Genomic DNA, 18,118 nt, shown 5'->3' on the forward strand with positions numbered 1-18,118 from the left:
GCGGTGCTAGCACGCCGTCCGCAAAAGCACTAGTCGTCTTGAGCGGCGGCTTTCGCTTCGAGTTCGTTCAGCCTGCGGACGAAGCGCGGCGCGTGCATCCGGGCGGTGACGTTGCGCGCCAGTGCAAGGGCAAGAACATCGCGCCCGTCATTGTCGAGCGCGGCCAAGACGTTGCGCAAATAGGGCGGGTGCATCCGGCGAGCCCGCATCATTTTTGAGAACGCCACCTCGTCCAGGGTGCCATCTGCGATCGCGCCGAGCAGTGCGGGCAGCTGGTCCATCTCCAGAAGGTCTGTCTGGATCGCGCCGCCCATGTGGCGGATGCGCAATTTGCAGACATTGGGCCGGGTGAAAAGCGCCGCGTGCATGGCATCGAGACGCTCACGTGGATCGTAGACGATGTAGGCCGCATCGGCGGCATCCAACATGTCGGGCGCATAGCCGTAGCGAGAGGTGAAATCAGTCCGCCGCATCTCGACGAACCTGTCGTCCCATTCGGTCACGCGCGGATCGAGCGTCGCCTGCGGCTGGACAGCCAGCACCCGTGCGCCCGGTGCCGCCACCGAAAAGGCAGCGGCGGCGTAGCCACAGGGGCCGGCACCGTAGAAAACCACACGCTCGAACTCATCGAAGAATCCGTCGTCGATCAGCCGGTCGAAGTAGCCATAGACGGATTTGTCCCGAAACCAGGTGTCGCCGTCGGATGCGATGCACAGCGTCGACCACCCGTTGTCCTGCATCATCTCCCATCCCAAGGGCTGCGCCAGCGAGGAAAGCGCGGGGATCCCTTGCAGGGTTTCGAAAGTGACGAGCAGCGTATCGGATTTTTCCACGAAAGCGGCATAGTGACGTCTGCCCAGCCGCTCGAAATAGCCGTCTTCGTCACACAGCGTCTCGACCGCCGACAGCCAGTCGGCTTTCTTCATGCCGGCAAGCGACGTATCGAATGTCAGGCGGTTCTCGCTCATGGCTCTTTCCTCAACAGGCTCGAATTCCGCTTTGATCGAATGCGGATTAGACGAAACACTACAGGGCCAATGCGGCGAAAATGGGAAGGATTTGCGTAGGATTAAGGCGTTTCGGCGTTGGTCTTTCGGGCAAGATTGGCGTGATGGGCCATAAATTGCGCGGCTTCCCGGGACACGGGCCGGGATGGGGGCGCCATCATCAGCCGCCCGAACAGCGCGCGAAAGGGCTCGCGCCTCAGCAATGCCTCGAAATGCGATTTGCGCCATGTGACGGCGTCATCGTGCAACCGTGACAGGATCGCGTCAGCGCGCAATTCGGCAAGGGCGTGCGCGCGCGGTCCGGACATGGATTGGATGGTGGTATCGGTGTCGGTGTTGAAATTCCGCTCGATCCAGTAGTCGAGTCCCAGAAGCTGATCGCTGTGCACGGCCCGCCCTCGATCTGCTTTGAGTACAAAGCTTTCCATAGCGCCAAGCGGATAGTGGTTCAGTTGTACCAGCCCGTAATTGTCCTGTCCGAAGTTGGAGAATATCCGCTTGCTGCGGAACTTGTCGGGCAGGCGGGTGCCATTGCCGTCAAACCAATGCGCACGGTCGATCTTGCGCTCGTTGAGGTCGCGCGGGCGGTGGACACCGGGTTTGCGGTAGGTGCCGTCGTTGCGGTACAGCGTCTTGAACATTGCCGCGCGCCAGGGCCAGTACATCACCGCAGGTGCGCAGCGCTGGAACGTGTCAAGCACGGGCGCATCGGCATAGCGCACCTGTCCCGCCGCACCGAACAGCCGCCACGTCAGCGTGATCGCCGTGGCGTCGGGAATGGCCGCATGCAGCGCCGACAATGTATGATCGCCGCAACGGATGTTGACGAATTCGTCGACATCGAGCGGCAGGATCCAGTCGGCCTGTTTAACGACGCTGTGTTTGCCCGCGATCTTGAGTGCCGTGAACTGGATGCCGCCCTTGTCGTAGGGACCATCGTTGCGCAGGTGGGTGAGCATCCCCATCTCGTCCAGCCGGTCGAGCATCACATCGGTACCGTCATCACAATCGTTTGAAAATACGAGGAAATCGGTGAACCCGATCGCGCGGTGATGCGCCAACCATTCAAGCAGGAACGCGCCCTCGTTGCGCACGCACAGGATTGCCAGATGACGCATCAGCTTTCCATATCCAGCGCCAGCGCGTAGGCGACACGCTCCGTCTCGGTCAGTTTGACCTTGAGCGCCTCACGATAGAGATCAGCGAATTCGGGGTTCTGGTGCAGCTCGTCCGCCTTGGCCCGGTGCCAGCGCAGGCCGCTTTCATGCCAGCCACGCAGGGTTTCATCCTGCATCAAACGGTCGTATTCGAGCCGCAGGCGCGGCAGGTTGCGCTTAATCGTGTTGTCGCTGAAATCCGACCAGTCCATGCGAATCCAATAGTTGATCCCGATGGAGCGGTCCACATGCAGCGCACGTCCGCGCTGCCGCTTGATCAGAAAGCTCTCGGCAGAGCGCAGTGCGTAGTGGTTGAGTTGCAACAGATCGTAGCCGATGGATTTCTTGGACGAGCGCCAGCCGTTTTCCGCAGCTTCGTTGGTCATGTCGACGCCTGATCCGTTCACCCATTTGACGCGGGATTTAAACGAGGCATCCAGTTTGTTTGGGCGATGACAGGAGATTTTCTCGTAAGCGCCGATGTTCTTGAACATCGTCTTGAAGCCCCAGACCGTATGCGGCTTGGGGCAGTATTTCGGCGCGCAGGTATCGAACTGGTCGATCACGAAATCATCCGCGAGATCGGTCACACCGTTGTGTCCGAACAGCCGCCACGTCATTGCGACGTTGGTGGCATCGGGCACCGCGTCGAGAAAATCCTGCACCGTGCCGTTGCCGCAGCGCACGTTCATGAACTCGTCCACATCGATGTGGATGATCCAGTCGGCGTTCTTGATCACCGGTTCCCTGAGCGCCTGGTTGAGCGCGTACTGCTGGGGCGAGTTCCCTTTCCACGCGTCGTTGTTGCGGTGTTGCAGAATACCCATTTCCTGAAGCCGGTCGAGGATTTCTGTCGTGCCGTCCTCGCACCCGTTTGTATAGATGAGGAAATTGTCCACCCCCATCGCCCGGTGATAGGCGACCCATTCGACGATATAGGGTGCTTCGTTCTTCATGCACCCGACAATGACGGTGCCGCTGCTGCCGGCGGGCAATGTGCGCTGCGCAACCGGGGCATAGGCCGGGGCGCGCGTTTCTTCGTCGACGGATCCCATCCTGTTGTGCGGGGCGAAAGAGGATTTGCGCAGCTTCTCGTAGTTTTGCACCGCAAGGGGGGGCATGATATCGCGCGCGGCCTGTGTCAGCGCATCGGGTGCGTCGGCGTCCGATAGACCGGCGATTGATGCCTCCGGCGGTGCGAGCGCACCATCCACCGCATTGGTGAGTTTCTCCAGATCAGACGCCTTTGTCTGCTGTTCCTGCTGCGTCGCCTTGTCGATGCGCCACATGAAGCCCAGCAGATATTGCGAGGCGCGAAATCCAAAGAGCGGGTCAGCCTCCGCCCATAGCCCCTTGGCGGGGGGGGCGGTGAACGTGTGGGGGTCCAGCGTCGGGTGCGCCTTGACCAGGCGCGCGAGGCCGGGGGCGAAATGGTCTGCGATGGGGTGAAGCGATGCGATGTCCATCGGCGGGCCGTCAACTGCGACCTCCTGTACCAGCGCGCGCCACAACTGGCGGGGCAGTATGCGTTTGCGGCCCGCAAGCACTTTCAGGATCAACGCGTTCAACTGCCGCCCTCGCGCCAGGCTGGCAGCGGCAGGCATGGACGGAAGGACAACAGCAGGTGCGCGTCCGATAGTCTGCGCGATGCCGACCGTGGCGCAGATTTCGTCAGTGACCGTCTCCGCCGCGAAAGCTTCGGCATCATAGCTGCGCAACGTGACACATCCGCTGCCAAACCCGGCCTCCCAGAACGCCACCAGCGCAGGCAAGTCGATCCAGTGCACCGGCGCCTGAGTTTCGGCGAAAACGCCGGCGGCCGGGTCGATGGGCGGAGCGGCGTCCAGCGCGCTTTGCCACCAGCCTGCGCCGCCAACCAGATCGAGTTCAGCCTGCAATGTGATGCCGCGCCCTTCGAGGATCTGTTCGGCGTAGCTGCGCGCAAGCATCGCCACGGGATGATCCACATGCGCCACGATGCGGATATCGTCGGACAGGGGGACAAGCAGATCGCGCAGGCGTGCCACCTCATCGGCGGTGCGCAGGCTGGTGCCAAGCTGGGCACAGGACAGGATCAGCGTATCGGGCCTGTGCTGCGTCACCTCGCGGGCCAGATCCTCGGCCACCGTGGCGCGCAGAACATCCTGCTTTTCAACGGGGATATAGCCACGGTTGAAGCGGAGCGGATCCACATGACCGGGGTCCGTTACGGCCATGAAGAGCCGTGTGTGGTTTTTGTTTCCGGGGCTGCGGGCAAACAGCACGCCCTTGCCGATCAACTGGTCCCGCTTGGCCGCGAGTACCGATTGCAACCGCGCGGCACTCAATTCCTCAAGCCCGATATGCAGGACGATGCGCATCAGACCGCCCGGTGCTGCGTGTTCGCGTTCGCCTGACCCCACCAGGTCAGATCAGCACCCACATGCGCCGCGACGGCGTCGCGCGCGCCCGGATCCGAGACGTCGAATTCCAGGAAAGCGGGATCTCCGGCGAACACTGCGTTCAGATGTGCGTAATGCCCATCGATCCACTGAACGCGCTCTCTGGTCGTCTCGCCATAACCTTCGGGGAGCCCAGGAATATCGGACGCGGGCAGGCGGTCCGTGCCGAGATCGGACCATGCCAGCATCGACTGCGACACGTCCCAGCTATGGCGGCGCGAGGCAAGAAAGCGAACATCAGGGTGATGGGTGCGGATCGCGTCGATCAGCGCGAAATCCATTTGGGGCCAGAGCGACTTGCCCTCGCGCAGACAACTCAGTTCGGTCAGCGCCGTGAAATCGTCGAACTCCGATCCCGGATCCCCCGTCAGGAAATAGCCCCGATAGAGTACATCCGCGACGTAGGCATCGGCGAGCGCACTGTTGTCCGTCTGGCGCGGGCGGATCCGGTGATCGGCTACGCGAAAGCCCGCGATTTTCAGCGCGCGCGCGAGCGTCGTCGTGCCGGTCTTAGGCAAACCCAGATTGACGATCCTGAGCCGGCTCATCGTGCGGGTTCCAGCAAGCCAAGATCGCGCAGCATCTCTTCTTCCTGCGGTGGCAACTTCGACGCGGCAAGAAGCTGTTCGCGCATCGCGCGGTACTCCGGACGCTCCATCAACGCATCGCGGCGTGCGATATGGGCGGCAACGCAGGCATCGTGCAGAGCGCCTATGTCACCAAGTGATTTCAATGCCTCGACCTGCCTCTTCAACGCAGGAAGATAGCGGTGGATGGAGGTGTCCTCCCAAGCGGGATCGTTGCGCTCGCGCCAGTAGGTGTCGTCGAAATCGCGGTTTTCGCGGTTCACGTCGCCGCGATCGTTCTTGACCAGATAACTGTCAAGACTGCGCAGCGCGTAATGGTTCAACGTGGCGAAGCGGCGTGCGCCGGCGGCCGGAAACCGACGGATGCGGCGCGGATTGGCCGCGACGAGAAACCGGTGCGGCACCGGGCGCCCTGATCCGTCTGTCCACGAAGGCCGGGCGTTTTTCTTCACCTTCGGTTTGAAGAATGGCCGGTGGGCGCCGTAGTACTGCAAGGGAAAATCATCGCGCACCAATGACTTCACCTCGATTGCGGCCTCACCGCACCACAGATCAGGATTCTGACATCGGGTGAATTGCTCGATCACCGGCCTGTCCTCGAAACCTTCGATATCGCCGTTGGCGAAGAACTGAAAATTGAGACTGATGGTCTGTGGATTGCCGCACGCGTCGATCAACGCGGCAAAACTGTGATCGCCCACATGGATATTGGGAAATTCGTCGACATCCGCGATCCAGACCCAGTCGGCGGTGCGCACGACATCGCGCGCCTTGGCGTCCTTCAAAGCCTCCATCTGATAATTGCGTCCCTCGGCAGGGTTCGGCAAGTGCACGACAAGACCCTGTTCCGCCAGCGCATCCAGAAGAGTATCCGTCCCATCGTCGCAATCGTTCGAGTAAAACAGGAAATCCGTCACGCCAAGGATGCGGTGGAATGCAATCCACTCCAGCAAGAAGGGGCCTTCATTCTTGACGCAGGTTATGGCGGTGATTGTCGGATTATCCGCCATGGCGATGTACGCGGTGCACGGCCGCGCATGTCTTAAGGTTGCTCATGTCCGCCTCATTAAGGGTTCGGGTGCAGGTCTGCCCCAAACCTCTTTTATACTGGTAAACACGATGCCATTTCCCTCCGATTACGTCAATCTTCACGGTACCGTGGCCCGGGCCTCGGGTGACAAATCGAGCACGGCGGGCCTTGACCGCGCGCCCGCGGGGTGGCCTTCTGGCGCGAACGACGCTGAAGGGGGCGAATGCCGTGAAGGAAATAACATCCATTGACGCAGTGCAAGACATGCTGGCGCGGCAGGGATATGTCTGTGGCCGGCCATTGGCCACAGTGGTATTTCTCAGCCTGCGATTGGGTCGCCCGCTGTTTCTGGAAGGCGAGGCAGGCGTTGGCAAGACCGAAATAGCCAAGGCGATTGCCGCCGCGATGGAGCGTCGTCTGATCCGTCTGCAATGCTACGAAGGGCTTGATGCGGCGTCGGCAGTATACGAATGGAACTTTCCTGCACAAATGGTCGCGATCCGCACGGCCGAAGCGGCAGGCGACGCGGATCGCACGGCGCTGACCCAAGAATTGTTCAGCGACGCCTTCCTCATCGAGCGCCCGTTGCTACAGGCTCTGCGTCCGGACGAAAACGGCGCCCCCGTTCTGCTCATTGACGAGCTTGACAGAACGGATGCCCCGTTCGAAGCGTTCCTTTTGGAGGCGCTGAGTGATTTTCAGGTCACAATCCCGGAGATGGGAACGATCAAGGCGCCCGAACCCCCCATCGTCATCCTCACATCGAACCGCACCCGCGAGGTTCACGACGCGCTCAAGCGGCGCTGTCTGTACCACTGGGTGGACTATCCCGATTTCGACCGCGAGATGGAGATCCTGACCGCCCGGGCGCCCGAAGCGGCCCAATCGCTTAGCCGGGAGGTCGTGGCCTTCGTGCAGAAACTGCGCACGGAAGATCTGTTCAAGAAACCCGGCGTTGCAGAGACAATCGACTGGGCGAAATGCCTCCTGGCCCTTGATGTGCTCACGCTCAGTCCCGAAACCATCGCCGACACTCTGGGTGCGATCCTGAAATACCAAGACGACATCGCGAAGCTGCAGGGGTCCGAAGCCAAACGGATCCTCGACGAAGCCAGATCGAGCCTCGATGCCTAATGCCTATTTCTTTTGGCTATAAATATCCAATTCCGACATGCCCACACACCCGCGGCGAGCAGGTTGTGCGCTGATGGCCGAATATGTTCCTCTCGAGTTGCCGGAAAACCCGCGCCTCGCCGCCAATATCATGCATTTCGCACGCGCGCTGAGGCGGGCCGGGCTGCCCATCGGGCCAGGTCGGGTCATCGACGCGATCCGCGCCGTTCAGGCGGTAGGCTTCACCGAAAGGCGGGATTTTTACTGGACGCTGCACGCCTGTTTCGTCAACCGACCGGAACACGGACGGGTGTTCGCACAACTTTTCAGGCTCTATTGGCGCGACCCGCGCTATCTTGAACATATGATGGCCGCGATGCTACCGGCTATTCGCGGGGTGCAGGAAGAGCGTCCTGCACAGGCGGCCGAGAAGCGGGCTGCAGAGGCTTTGCTGGACGGTGCCGAAGCGCCCCAGCATGAAAAGCCCGAAAAGGACAGGAAAGAAGACACGATGGTCGAGGTGGACGCCTCGCTCACCATGTCCGCCTCCGAGCGGCTCAAGACTCTCGATTTCGAGCAGATGAGCCTTGCGGAGATGGCGCAGGCGAAGCGGATGTTGGCCAAGCTGCGGCTGCCCATCAAGCCGTTGCCGTCCCGGCGCAGCGCGGCGAGTTTCGGTCAGGGCCGGGTGGACGTGGCCCGCTCGATGCGTGCGGCGATGAAGCGGGGCGGCGAGATGGATGCGTTGGCCCTCAAAACACCGAAACCACGTTGGCCCAATCTGGTCGTGCTGTGCGATATTTCCGGCTCCATGAGCCAATATAGCCGCGTGATCCTGCATTTCCTGCACGCGGTGGCCAACGAGAGGGGCGCGGGCTGGGCGCAGGTACATGCTTTTACCTTCGGCACGCAGCTGACCAATATCACCCGCCATCTTTCGACCCGCGACGTGGACGCCGCGCTCAGGGCGGCGGGGGCGCAGGCGCAGGATTGGGAAGGCGGTACGCGCATCGGGCGCAGCATCGAGGCCTTCAATCGCGACTGGTCACGGCGGGTGCTGGGGCAGGGGGCGGTGGTGCTTTTGATCACCGACGGGCTGGACCGCGACGATCCCGGCGCGCTGGCGCGGCAAATGCAGCGGCTGCACCTGTCGTCGCGGCGTCTGATCTGGCTTAACCCGCTGCTGCGCTGGGATGGTTTTGCGCCAAAGGCGGCAGGCATCCGCGCAATGCTGCCGCATGTCGACAGTTTTCGTGCCGGTCACTCGATCGCATCGCTCGAAGCGCTGGCCGCTGCAATTTCCAGGCCCGACGACTCGGGCGAAAAAGCGCGGCTGATGCAGATGATTGAAGGTGCGTAGTCAGGTCACGGTCGCCGCAAAGCTTGCGCGGTAGATCTCGGCCAATTCTGCCAATGGCGCACCATCGCCGCCAAGTTGCAGGCTCTCGCCACCGAAACACCCCACCTCGGCCAGCACGAGGCCACCCGAAAGCGCACTGGCGCGCAAGGCGTCCGCATTCTCGGGCGTCGCGGCGATGAGATATCGGGCCTGATCCTCGCCGAACAGCAGGGCGGTATCATCAACGCCGAGCGTCAGGCCGAGACGTGCGTGGTTCGCCATCTCGAAGGCTGCAAGGGCCAGACCACCATCCGACAGATCGGTACAGGCGGCGATCTGCGCGCGGTTGGCGCGGATGAAATCGCCATGCGTGGCTTCGGCTTGCAGATCAACGGGCGGCGCCTCGCCCTCGGCACGGCCAAACGCCTCGACAAGCAGTGCGGATTGGCCCAGATGCCCCTTCGTCTCGCCCAGCAGCAGGGCGACGTAGCCTTCGCGCACGTCGAAGCCGATAATATCGTCCTGCGATCTCAAAAGTCCGACGGCACCGATTGTGGGTGTCGGCAGGATCGCGGATCCGTCGGTTTCATTGTAAAGCGACACGTTGCCGGACACGATTGGCATGTCGAGGGCGGCGACCGCCTCGCCGATGCCCTTGATCGCGCAAACCAGCTGACCCATGATTTCCGGCTTTTCGGGATTGCCGAAATTCAGGTTGTCGGTCGTGGCAAGTGGCGTGGCACCGACGGCCGTGAGATTGCGGTAGGCTTCGGCCACGGCCTGCCGACCGCCCATCGTCGGGTCTGCCTTGACGTATCGGGGGGTGACATCCGAGGTGAACGCCAGCGCCTTGTCGGTACCATGCACACGGACAATGCCCGCACCCCATCCGGGCGTGCGGGTGCTGTCGGCCATCACCATCGTGTCATATTGTTCGTATACCCATGATTTTCCGGCATAGTTCGGGCTGGAGAGCAGGGCGGTCAGACCTTTGATGGGATCGATAGTCGGCTGGTCGCCAAGCGCCGATGGCACGGGCGTCTCGATCCAGGGACGGTCGTACTCCGGTGCCGTTCCAGACAGCGCCTTGAGCGGCAGATCCGCTTTCACTTCGCCGTTCAGTCGGATCACGAAGCGGTCCTCTGCAATTGTCTCGCCAACGATGGCAAAATCGAGGTCCCATTTATCGAACACGGCCTTTGCCTGTGCCTCCAACTCCGGACGGAGCACCATCAGCATCCGCTCTTGTGATTCGCTGAGCATCATCTCGTATGCGGTCATGTTGGTTTCTCGGGTCGGTACCTTTTCAAGGTCCAGGATGACACCAAGGTCGCCCTTGTCGCCCATCTCGACCGCCGAACAGGTAAGACCGGCGGCACCCATGTCTTGAATCGAAATCACGGCCCCCGTCGCCATCAGTTCCAAAGTCGCTTCCATCAGTCGCTTTTCCGTAAACGGATCGCCGACCTGAACGGTCGGGCGCTTTTCCTCGATGGTGTCGTCAAACTCAGCCGAAGCCATTGTCGCACCGCCGACGCCATCGCGGCCCGTTTTGGCACCCAGATACACGACTGGCATGCCGACACCTGAGGCAGCAGAGTAAAAAATCTTATCCACGTCCGCGAGACCCGCCGCGAAGGCATTGACCAGACAATTGCCGTTGTACGCGGGGTCGAACCGCACCTCGCCGCCGACACACGGAACGCCAAAGCAGTTGCCGTAGCCGCCAACACCAGCAACAACACCGTGGACAAGCTGTTTGGTCTTATGATGCGCAGGCGCGCCGAAGCTGAGGGAATTCATCGACGCAATTGGACGAGCACCCATCGTGAATACATCGCGCAAAATTCCACCTACGCCTGTCGCCGCCCCTTGATAGGGTTCGATATAGGATGGGTGGTTGTGCGATTCCATTTTGAAAACGACGGCCTGACCGTCCCCGATGTCGACAACCCCGGCATTTTCACCGGGGCCGCAGATGACTTGCGGACCGGTCGTCGGCAGCGTGCGCAACCATTTCTTCGAGGATTTGTAAGAACAGTGCTCGTTCCACATCGCGGAGAAGATGCCCAGCTCGGTAAAGGTCGGTTCCCGCGAGATCAGATCGAGAATGGTCTGGTACTCGCTGTCGCTCAGCCCATGTGCGGAAATGATATCTGGCGTTATGGCTGGTTCCGACATGTGGCAATTCCCCGAAGCTGAAGCTGATCAAACCTGGCCCCCCTCATAGGGCAGGTCGGATACAGGGGAAAGAGCGGATCGCGAGACAGTGGTAAGCGGTGTATGCGCGGGTTTTCATCTGCGCGGACAGAGAATGGGCGAGGGTTACTTACGCGTAAAGGCGCCCGCATCGAAGTGCAGGCGCCTGGTACTCGTTATGTCGAAAGTTTACATCACCGAGATGGTGACTTCGCGGTCGGAACCACCCTGTGCGTCATCGCCGATGACTTTCACTTTGAGCGCGTCGACAGTCGTGTCGAGGATGACTTGCTCGTTGACTAGAGTAACGCTGCCGGGAAGCAGTCGCAGGCGCATCAAGTCTGCCTCGAAATCGGTGTCTTCCGGCAGATCCACCGCCAGTTCGACGTTACCTTGACCGTCGAATCCGACGCCGGTGATCGTGCCGATCGCTTCGTTCGCCGTTGTAAGCAGCGGTTTGCCTACGGATGCGGAAAGAACGTCATATTCTTCCTGCGTGACGGACATACCTGTGGGGTCATACTCGGCAATGCCCACACCGGCGCGTGTCTGTGAAATGTCTGCCGGGGTGATCTCTTCGGTCGTGGTCTGTGCGTAGGCCATCGGAGCGGCGATCAGGGCGGTGATTGTTGCGGTTGTCATCAAGAACTTGCTTGTCATTGTGAGGTCTCCTTCGTGGTTGTTTTCCAGTCGATGCTGGCGTCGGGAGTATAACGGGAAGGGCGCGAGAAGGTTCCGGACCGCAGTGCTCATATATCTGGATTAGCAATTCAACCCCATGATTTACATGGGAAATATATTCACGTTAGTTTTTCGACGGTTTTGATGGTGCTGTCAGGCTGACCGGTATTGCCTGATACCAGGCCAAAAAAAAGACCGGGCACACAGGCCCGGCCAAGTCCAACAGGGAGGTATAAAGTATGTCGCTCGGGAGCGTCAAAAACCTTATGATGTTCAGTTAGGGTGCAGGCTGCTTACAATCAAGGCAGTTTTTGCAATCGCAGCGGCATGTCTGCCATGCAGTTTTTGCATGGCTTGGTGTGACTGGCGGACGCAATGCGCGTGCGCACAGGGCGCAGAGGCATTTACCGTTGCACCAACTGTTTGCGGTAGGTGATGATCTCGTCCTGAACGAAATCCTTGAACGCGGCCACGCGTTTGGATTGACGCAATTCCTCCGGGTACGCCAGAAACACTGGCACTTCGGCCGATTCGACTTCGGGCAGCACCCGAACCAGATCGGGGAAGTCCCGAACGACGTAATCCGGTAATACACCGATGCCGAGATCGTTGATGACCCCCTGCAACGCGCCGAAGTAATTGTTTACCGTCAAAAGAGACCTGATCTCGTAGAGCATCAGTTGCTGCACCAAGTGAAGGCCCGCGCCCACCTGGTTGGTATGGGTGTTCTGACAGATCAGCCGGTGTGCGGCCAGATCGTCGAGCCGTTCGGGCATACCGTTGGCTTCGAGGTAGGAAGGGCTGGCAAACAGACACATTCGCACCGTCATCAGCCGTTTGCGGACAAGATCAGCCTGAGACGGCTCCTTGAGCCTGATCGCGACATCTGCCTCACGCATCGGCAGATCGAGCACCCTCTCTTCTAGCATCAGGTCGACCTTGAGATCGGGATAGCGGTCATAGAGTTTGGACAAGCGCGGTGCGAGCCATAATGTGCCAAAGCCCGTCGTCGTGGTCACACGCAACTCGCCGAATACCTCTTCCTCGCTGTCGCGGATCCGAGCGGAGGCGGCATCGACTCTTCTGGCCATTGCAGTCGTGGCATCGAATAGCAATTCGCCCTGTTCAGTGAGAATCAGGCCGCGGGCGTGGCGATGAAACAGGTTCGTGTTAAGCTGCTCTTCGAGGCCGCGCACTTGACGACTGACGGCGGATTGCGACAGATTGAGTTTGTCACCCGCATGGGTCAGTGACCCCGCGTCCGCGACCGCGTGAAAAATTCTCAGCTTGTCCCAATCCATGGTGCATCTCTTATTGCTTGCGCGTGCTTGTACCGGATCGACGCGGTTTAACCTACCTAAAAGCGAGGCGAAATTTCGCGAACGCCGCTTCTGACACTATACAGGTCATAATATATGACCTATTATGCCTTTAAACCATGCGATGCGCGCGGGTAATGTGCGCATGCATCACCGGTATTTTGGGAGGGACACCATGACGACGCAGAAAATCTCGCTGACAGACCGTTTCGATCTGGAGAAAAGCCCTGTTTTGCTGAATGGGACCCAAGCTTTGGTACGGGTGATGATGATGCAGGCGGCGCGTGATCATGCGGCGGGTCTGAACACCGCCGGGTTGGTGACGGGATACCGTGGATCGCCGCTGGGCGCGGTCGACATGCAGATGAGCCGCGCCGAAAAACAGTTGCGGGCGCATAGCATTACCTTTCAACCGGGGTTGAACGAGGATCTGGCCGCGACGGCGCTTTGGGGCGCGCAGCAGGCGGAAGTCCGCGGCGAGGGCAAGCATGATGGGGTCTTTGGTCTGTGGTACGGCAAGGGGCCGGGGGTAGATCGGTCCGGTGATGTGATGCGGCACGCGAACATGGCGGGCACCTCCAAGCACGGCGGCGTCATCATGGCGATGGGGGACGACCACACGGGCGAATCCTCGACCGTGCTGCACCAGTCCGAATTCGCGATGGTCGACGCCTATATGCCGGTGGTCAGCCCGGCGGGCGTTCAGGAGATTCTCGACTACGGACTCTATGCTTGGGCCCTGTCGCGCTATGCGGGCGTCTGGGTCGGGCTCAAGACCATGAAGGACACCGTCGAGGTGACGTCGGTCGTCGATGGCGACCCGTTCCGCATGTCGTTCGTGACCCCCGATTATCCGATGCCCGAAGACGGGCTGAACATCCGGCTGGTGGATGAACGCATCGCCCAGGAGGCGCGGCTGATTGATCATAAACGCTATGCGGCGGAGGCGTTTTCGCACGCCAACAAGATGGACAAGCGGGTCTGGGGCAAGAAGGGTGCGAAGATCGGATTTGTCGCTGCGGGCAAGAACTGGCTCGATCTGGTGCACGCACTGAGCCTTTTAGGCATCGATTCGGCGGAGGCCGAGCGGCTTGGTATCACGACCTACAAGGTTGGGCAGACATGGCCGCTGAACATGCGCGGCTTTCACGACTGGGCAGAGGATCTGGATCTGATCGTCGTGGTTGAGGAAAAGCGCAAGCTGATCGAGGTACAGATCAAGGAGGCGCTGTTCGACGACGACATGCGCCACCGGGTGTACGGCGGGCGCAAGAACGGCGCGGAGTTCTTCAGCGCGCGCTGGGCGCTCGACCCGGTCGATATCGCTCAAAAGCTGGGCGACGTGCTGTGCGAAGAGGGCCGTGGCACCGACGCGATCAAGGCAGGGTTGGCCCGGCTGGAGGAAGCGCGCCGCGCCGATAACGCCGAAGAGATCGTGGGACGCTTGCCGTACTTTTGTTCAGGCTGTCCGCACAACACCTCGACCAAGGTGCCCGAAGGCAGCCGGGCCTATGCCGGGATCGGGTGTCACTTCATGGCGCAATGGATGGACCGCGAGACGCTGGGCTTTACCCATATGGGGGGCGAGGGGGCCAACTGGATCGGCGAAGCGCCATTCTCGAAAACGCCGCATGTGTTCCAGAACCTCGGGGACGGGACATATAACCACTCAGGCGTGCAGGCGATCCGCGCCGCATTGGCCGCGAAGACCAATATAACCTACAAGATCCTGTATAATGATGCAGTTGCCATGACGGGCGGACAACACAACGAGGGCGATCTGGACGCACCGCGCATCGTGGCCGAGCTGCGCGCGATGGGGGTCAAGACGCTTGCCGTGGTCTACGACGAAAAGGAGGATGTGGATTTCACAGCCTTCAAGGGTGTCGACACGTTCGAGCGGGCCGAGTTGCCGAATGTGCAAAAGCGCATGGCTGAGACCGAGGGCGTGAGCGCCATTGTCTATATCCAGACCTGTGCGGCCGAAAAGCGCCGCCGCCGCAAGCGCGGGCTGTTTCCCGACCCGGACAAGCGGGTGTTCATCAACACCGATGTCTGTGAAGGCTGCGGCGATTGCGGGGTGCAATCCAACTGTGTCTCCATCGTGCCTGCGGAGACCGAACTGGGCCGCAAGCGCGCCATCGACCAGTCCTCGTGCAACAAGGATTTTTCCTGCGTCAAAGGGTTCTGCCCGTCCTTCGTCACACTTGAAGGGGCTACCGTCCGCAAGGAGGCCACGGCCGAACTTGATCTGCCCGACCTGCCGATGCCGGATTTGCCAACGATCGACGGCACGTTCAATGTGGTGATCACGGGCGTGGGTGGCACAGGTGTGGTCACGATCGGCGCGGTCCTCGCGCAGGCGGCGCAGATTGACGGCAAGGGGGCCGGTATGATGGAGATGGCGGGCCTCGCCCAGAAGGGCGGCGCTGTCAGCATCCATTGCCGTCTGGCCGAGCGCCCCGAAGACATCAGCGCGATCCGCGTCGCCACGGGCGAATGCGATGCGCTGATCGGGGGAGATCTTGTCGTTTCCGGCGGCAATGCGACGCTGGGCCTGACGAGCACGGGCCGCACCGGTGCGGTCGTCAATTCACACCAGATCATCACCGGCGATTTCACGCGGGAGCCTGAATTCAAGATGCCCTATGATCGCCTTGAACTGGCGCTTCAGGCGCGTCTGAAAGACCGGGTGGCTCTGTTCGATGCGTCCGATCTGGCAAAGGCAGCACTGGGCGATTCCATCTACTCCAACATGATGATCTTCGGTGCGGCGTGGCAGCGCGGATTGATCCCGCTCTCGCTCGAGGCAATCCGCCATGCGATCGAGCTGAACGGTGCGGCCGTTGCACGCAACCTGCGCGCCTTCGAGATCGGGCGCTGGGCGGTTCTGTTTCCCGTAGACGCAGAGGCCCTGATGACGCCCAAGGTGCTGTCGATGCCAAAGACACTGGACGACAGGATTGCGTTCCGCGTCGCGCATCTGACGCAGTATCAGGGCAAGCGGCTGGCAAATCGCTATGCCAAAATGCTCGACGGGATCACGGACAGGGACGTGAAAGAGGCGGTCGCGCTGGGCTATCACAAGCTGTTGGCGTACAAGGACGAATACGAGGTCGCGCGTCTGTTGCTGTCGAGCCGGGAAAAGGCGCAGGCGGAGTTCGATGGTGATTTCCTGATGAGGTTCCACCTTGCGCCGCCTATACTGTCGAAAACAGGTCCCGACGGGAGACCGACGAAGCGCGAGTTCGGACCCTGGCTGGAACGTCCCCTTCGGATAATGGCAGGGCTCAAGGGGCTGCGCGGCACGCCGCTGGACATTTTCGGGTACACCGCCGAGCGCAAGATGGAACGTGGCCTGATCCGGCAATACGAGGCGGATATGGCTGAGGTTCTGCCCAAGCTGAACGAGCGGACACGCGACGCGATCGTCGCGCTGGCGGAGCTGCCCCGGCAGATCCGCGGATTCGGCCCGGTGAAGCAGGCGAATGAAGCCAAAGCGGCCAAGCGGCGCGAGGAATTGCTCAGTGTGATCCGTTCGGGTGGCGCGCAGGCAGCGAAAGCGGCGGAGTGATGTCGTGAAGACGTCATGAACCTTTGCGATGCTTCGTTTGCGTTGATGAAGGTGAAGCGACACGGCAAGGATGCGGCTGGCGCCAGCTGCGCGTGATCTCAGTTTCGCACCGTCCGCGGATACGCGGGCGGGGAGGGCTGTGATCCGTCTGATGGAGACTGCGACAGGGCGGAGCGCCCTGATAAAGCGTGCGCTGATTGTGGTCGCGAACCACCCCTATGGCATCCTGGACGGGCTGATGATGGACCATCTTATACACGCGCGCGAACCGATTTCGGGATACTTGCAAATTCAGTGTTCATGCGTGCGCCCGGTGCGGCACAGTTGGTTTTGCCGGTCAATTTCGAGGGAACGCGCGATGCGGTCGCGCAAAACGTCGTCACCCGCCGTAAAGCGCTTGCGTTCCTGCGGCAGGGCAGGGCAGGGCAGGGCGGGGCGATCGGGGTATTTCCGGGCGGGACGATCAGCACGAGTGCGCGACCTTTCGCGCGGCCGATGTATCCGGTCTGGCGCGGGTTCACGGCGCGAATGATCGTGAAATAGGGTGCTGCCGCACTGCCTGTCTATTTTGATGGCCACACCAGTCGGGCCTTCCAGATCGCCAGCCATCTGCACCAGACCCTGCGCATAGGATTGATGATACGAGAGTTTCGTATCCGTCTCGGTATGCCCGTGCGGATGGTGATCGGCACGCCGTTCGATCCTGCCGATCTCGCGCCATGGAGGTGCAATGCAAAAGGTATGATGGATTTCCTGCGCAAAGCGACGTATGAGCTTGCTCCAGAACCGCTCGATTCCTTCGCGGCGGGATATGAATTCGAGGACCGGCATCGCAGCCGGTAAGGCGCATGGCGGTAGGCATCTTTGACAGTGGATTGGGCGGGCTGACGATCTGGGAAGCGGTGCAGGCGCGGCTGCCGGAGCAGGATTTCGTCTATCTCGCCGACAGTGCGAACGCGCCTTACGGGGTACGCGACGCCGATGATATCTATGATCTGACGGTAAAGTCGACGCAACGGCTGTTCGATTCGGGCTGTGATCTTGTAATTCTCGCGTGCAATACCGCCTCGGCGGCCGCGCTGCGCCGGATGCAGGAAAACTGGGTGCCGCCGGACAAACGGGTGTTGGGGGTTTTCGTGCCGTTGATCGAAGCGTTGACGGAACGGCGCTGGGGCGACAATTCGCCGCCGCGGGAGGTGTCCGTCAATAATGTGGCCCTGTTCGCCACTCCGGCCACGGTTGCCACGCGCGCGTTCCAGCGCGAATTATCATTTCGCGCCATTGGCGTGGATGTCGAGGCGCAGGCGTGCGGCGGTGTCGTGGATGCCATCGAGGATGGCGACATGGTTTTGGCTCAGGAGCTGGTGCGTAGCCACGTCGAGGCGCTCAGACGCAAGATGCCGAGACCGGAAACCGCGATACTGGGGTGCACGCACTATCCGCTTATGCGCGACGCTTTTCAGGATGCGCTGGGCGCGGATGTCCGGGTGCTGAGTCAAGCGGGTCTGGTCGCAGAAAGCCTTGCGGATTACCTGGTACGCCACCCCGGCAGGACAGGCACTGGCAGTGCCGCGTTCCTGACGACGGGGGATCCCAAACGCGTCAGTCAACGCGCCAACCAGTTCTTGCGACAAGAGATTTCCTTTCAGGCGGCCTGAGCCGTATACTGTG

General features: G+C 60.9%; 12 protein-coding genes and 1 pseudogene. 5 read left to right on the forward strand and 8 right to left on the reverse strand.

The window, feature by feature from the left end:
• Positions 1-29: 29 nt before the first annotated feature.
• From Q1A06_RS01920 to Q1A06_RS01940, 5 genes are all read right to left on the reverse strand, one after another.
• Positions 30-968 (reverse strand): phosphoadenosine phosphosulfate reductase, encoded by a 939-nt coding sequence (locus Q1A06_RS01920; RefSeq protein ID WP_299558097.1) that lies wholly within the window; start codon positions 966-968, stop codon positions 30-32.
• Between the two features lie 101 nt (positions 969-1,069).
• Positions 1,070-2,125, reverse strand: coding sequence for a glycosyltransferase family 2 protein (locus tag Q1A06_RS01925; protein ID WP_299558099.1), 1,056 nt, complete (start codon positions 2,123-2,125; stop codon positions 1,070-1,072).
• Entirely contained in the window at positions 2,125-4,524 is a 2,400-nt protein-coding gene (locus Q1A06_RS01930; RefSeq protein WP_299558101.1) for a glycosyltransferase family 2 protein, read from the reverse strand. The genes Q1A06_RS01925 and Q1A06_RS01930 overlap by 1 nt, the downstream gene beginning before the upstream one ends.
• A complete protein-coding gene (locus tag Q1A06_RS01935; protein ID WP_299558103.1) occupies positions 4,524-5,153 on the reverse strand; it encodes a hypothetical protein in 630 nt (209 codons plus the stop codon). The genes Q1A06_RS01930 and Q1A06_RS01935 overlap by 1 nt, the downstream gene beginning before the upstream one ends.
• Positions 5,150-6,202, reverse strand: a complete 1,053-nt coding sequence (locus Q1A06_RS01940; protein ID WP_299558105.1) for a glycosyltransferase family 2 protein — start codon at positions 6,200-6,202, stop codon at positions 5,150-5,152. Before Q1A06_RS01940 ends, Q1A06_RS01935 begins: the two co-directional genes overlap by 4 nt.
• Positions 6,203-6,450: 248 nt before the next feature.
• Between Q1A06_RS01940 and Q1A06_RS01945 the strand changes: the two genes are divergently transcribed.
• A complete protein-coding gene (locus tag Q1A06_RS01945) occupies positions 6,451-7,356 on the forward strand; it encodes a MoxR family ATPase (RefSeq protein ID WP_299558854.1) in 906 nt (301 codons plus the stop codon).
• 73 nt (positions 7,357-7,429) lie between these two features.
• Positions 7,430-8,695: a VWA domain-containing protein gene (locus tag Q1A06_RS01950; RefSeq protein WP_299558107.1), complete on the forward strand. Its 1,266-nt coding sequence runs from the start codon at positions 7,430-7,432 to the stop codon at positions 8,693-8,695.
• Here Q1A06_RS01950 and purL read toward each other — a convergent pair whose 3' ends face one another.
• The 3 genes from purL to Q1A06_RS01965 form a co-directional block, all read right to left on the reverse strand.
• A complete protein-coding gene (gene purL, locus Q1A06_RS01955) occupies positions 8,696-10,855 on the reverse strand; it encodes a phosphoribosylformylglycinamidine synthase subunit PurL (protein WP_299558109.1) in 2,160 nt (719 codons plus the stop codon). It lies immediately after the preceding gene.
• Positions 10,856-11,062: 207 nt separating this feature from the next.
• A complete protein-coding gene (locus tag Q1A06_RS01960) occupies positions 11,063-11,533 on the reverse strand; it encodes a hypothetical protein (protein ID WP_299558111.1) in 471 nt (156 codons plus the stop codon).
• A gap of 425 nt (positions 11,534-11,958) precedes the next feature.
• The gene (locus Q1A06_RS01965; protein ID WP_299558113.1) at positions 11,959-12,855 is read right to left on the reverse strand and encodes a LysR family transcriptional regulator; all 897 of its coding nucleotides are present in this window, start codon (positions 12,853-12,855) and stop codon (positions 11,959-11,961) included.
• A 193-nt stretch (positions 12,856-13,048) separates the two neighbouring features.
• Here Q1A06_RS01965 and Q1A06_RS01970 point away from each other — a divergent pair, with 193 nt between their 5' ends.
• The 3 genes and pseudogenes from Q1A06_RS01970 (at position 13,049) to Q1A06_RS01980 (ending at position 18,105) form a co-directional block, all read left to right on the forward strand.
• Positions 13,049-16,447: an indolepyruvate ferredoxin oxidoreductase family protein gene (locus Q1A06_RS01970; RefSeq protein ID WP_299558115.1), complete on the forward strand. Its 3,399-nt coding sequence runs from the start codon at positions 13,049-13,051 to the stop codon at positions 16,445-16,447.
• A 70-nt stretch (positions 16,448-16,517) separates the two neighbouring features.
• Positions 16,518-17,290: pseudogene (locus Q1A06_RS01975) on the forward strand (1-acyl-sn-glycerol-3-phosphate acyltransferase).
• A 5-nt stretch (positions 17,291-17,295) separates the two neighbouring features.
• Complete coding sequence (locus Q1A06_RS01980) at positions 17,296-18,105, forward strand: aspartate/glutamate racemase family protein (RefSeq protein ID WP_299558116.1); 810 nt, start codon at positions 17,296-17,298, stop codon at positions 18,103-18,105.
• Positions 18,106-18,118: the final 13 nt, after the last annotated feature.

The organism is uncultured Sulfitobacter sp. (assembly GCF_947497275.1).
GTDB lineage: Bacteria > Pseudomonadota > Alphaproteobacteria > Rhodobacterales > Rhodobacteraceae > Sulfitobacter.

Excerpts from the sequence above, each read along its gene's own strand:
- Q1A06_RS01960 (WP_299558111.1), bottom strand. The coding sequence starts at position 11,533 with ATGACAAGCAAGTTCTTGATGACAACCGCAACAATCACCGCCCTGATC.
- Q1A06_RS01950 (WP_299558107.1), top strand. The coding sequence starts at position 7,430 with ATGGCCGAATATGTTCCTCTCGAGTTGCCGGAAAACCCGCGCCTCGCC.
- Q1A06_RS01920 (WP_299558097.1), bottom strand. The coding sequence starts at position 968 with ATGAGCGAGAACCGCCTGACATTCGATACGTCGCTTGCCGGCATGAAG.
- Q1A06_RS01965 (WP_299558113.1), bottom strand. The coding sequence starts at position 12,855 with ATGGATTGGGACAAGCTGAGAATTTTTCACGCGGTCGCGGACGCGGGG.
- Q1A06_RS01935 (WP_299558103.1), bottom strand. The coding sequence starts at position 5,153 with ATGAGCCGGCTCAGGATCGTCAATCTGGGTTTGCCTAAGACCGGCACG.
- Q1A06_RS01970 (WP_299558115.1), top strand. The coding sequence starts at position 13,049 with ATGACGACGCAGAAAATCTCGCTGACAGACCGTTTCGATCTGGAGAAA.
- purL (WP_299558109.1), bottom strand. The coding sequence starts at position 10,855 with ATGTCGGAACCAGCCATAACGCCAGATATCATTTCCGCACATGGGCTG.
- Q1A06_RS01940 (WP_299558105.1), bottom strand. The coding sequence starts at position 6,202 with ATGGCGGATAATCCGACAATCACCGCCATAACCTGCGTCAAGAATGAA.
- Q1A06_RS01930 (WP_299558101.1), bottom strand. The coding sequence starts at position 4,524 with ATGCGCATCGTCCTGCATATCGGGCTTGAGGAATTGAGTGCCGCGCGG.
- Q1A06_RS01925 (WP_299558099.1), bottom strand. The coding sequence starts at position 2,125 with ATGCGTCATCTGGCAATCCTGTGCGTGCGCAACGAGGGCGCGTTCCTG.
- Q1A06_RS01980 (WP_299558116.1), top strand. The coding sequence starts at position 17,296 with ATGGCGGTAGGCATCTTTGACAGTGGATTGGGCGGGCTGACGATCTGG.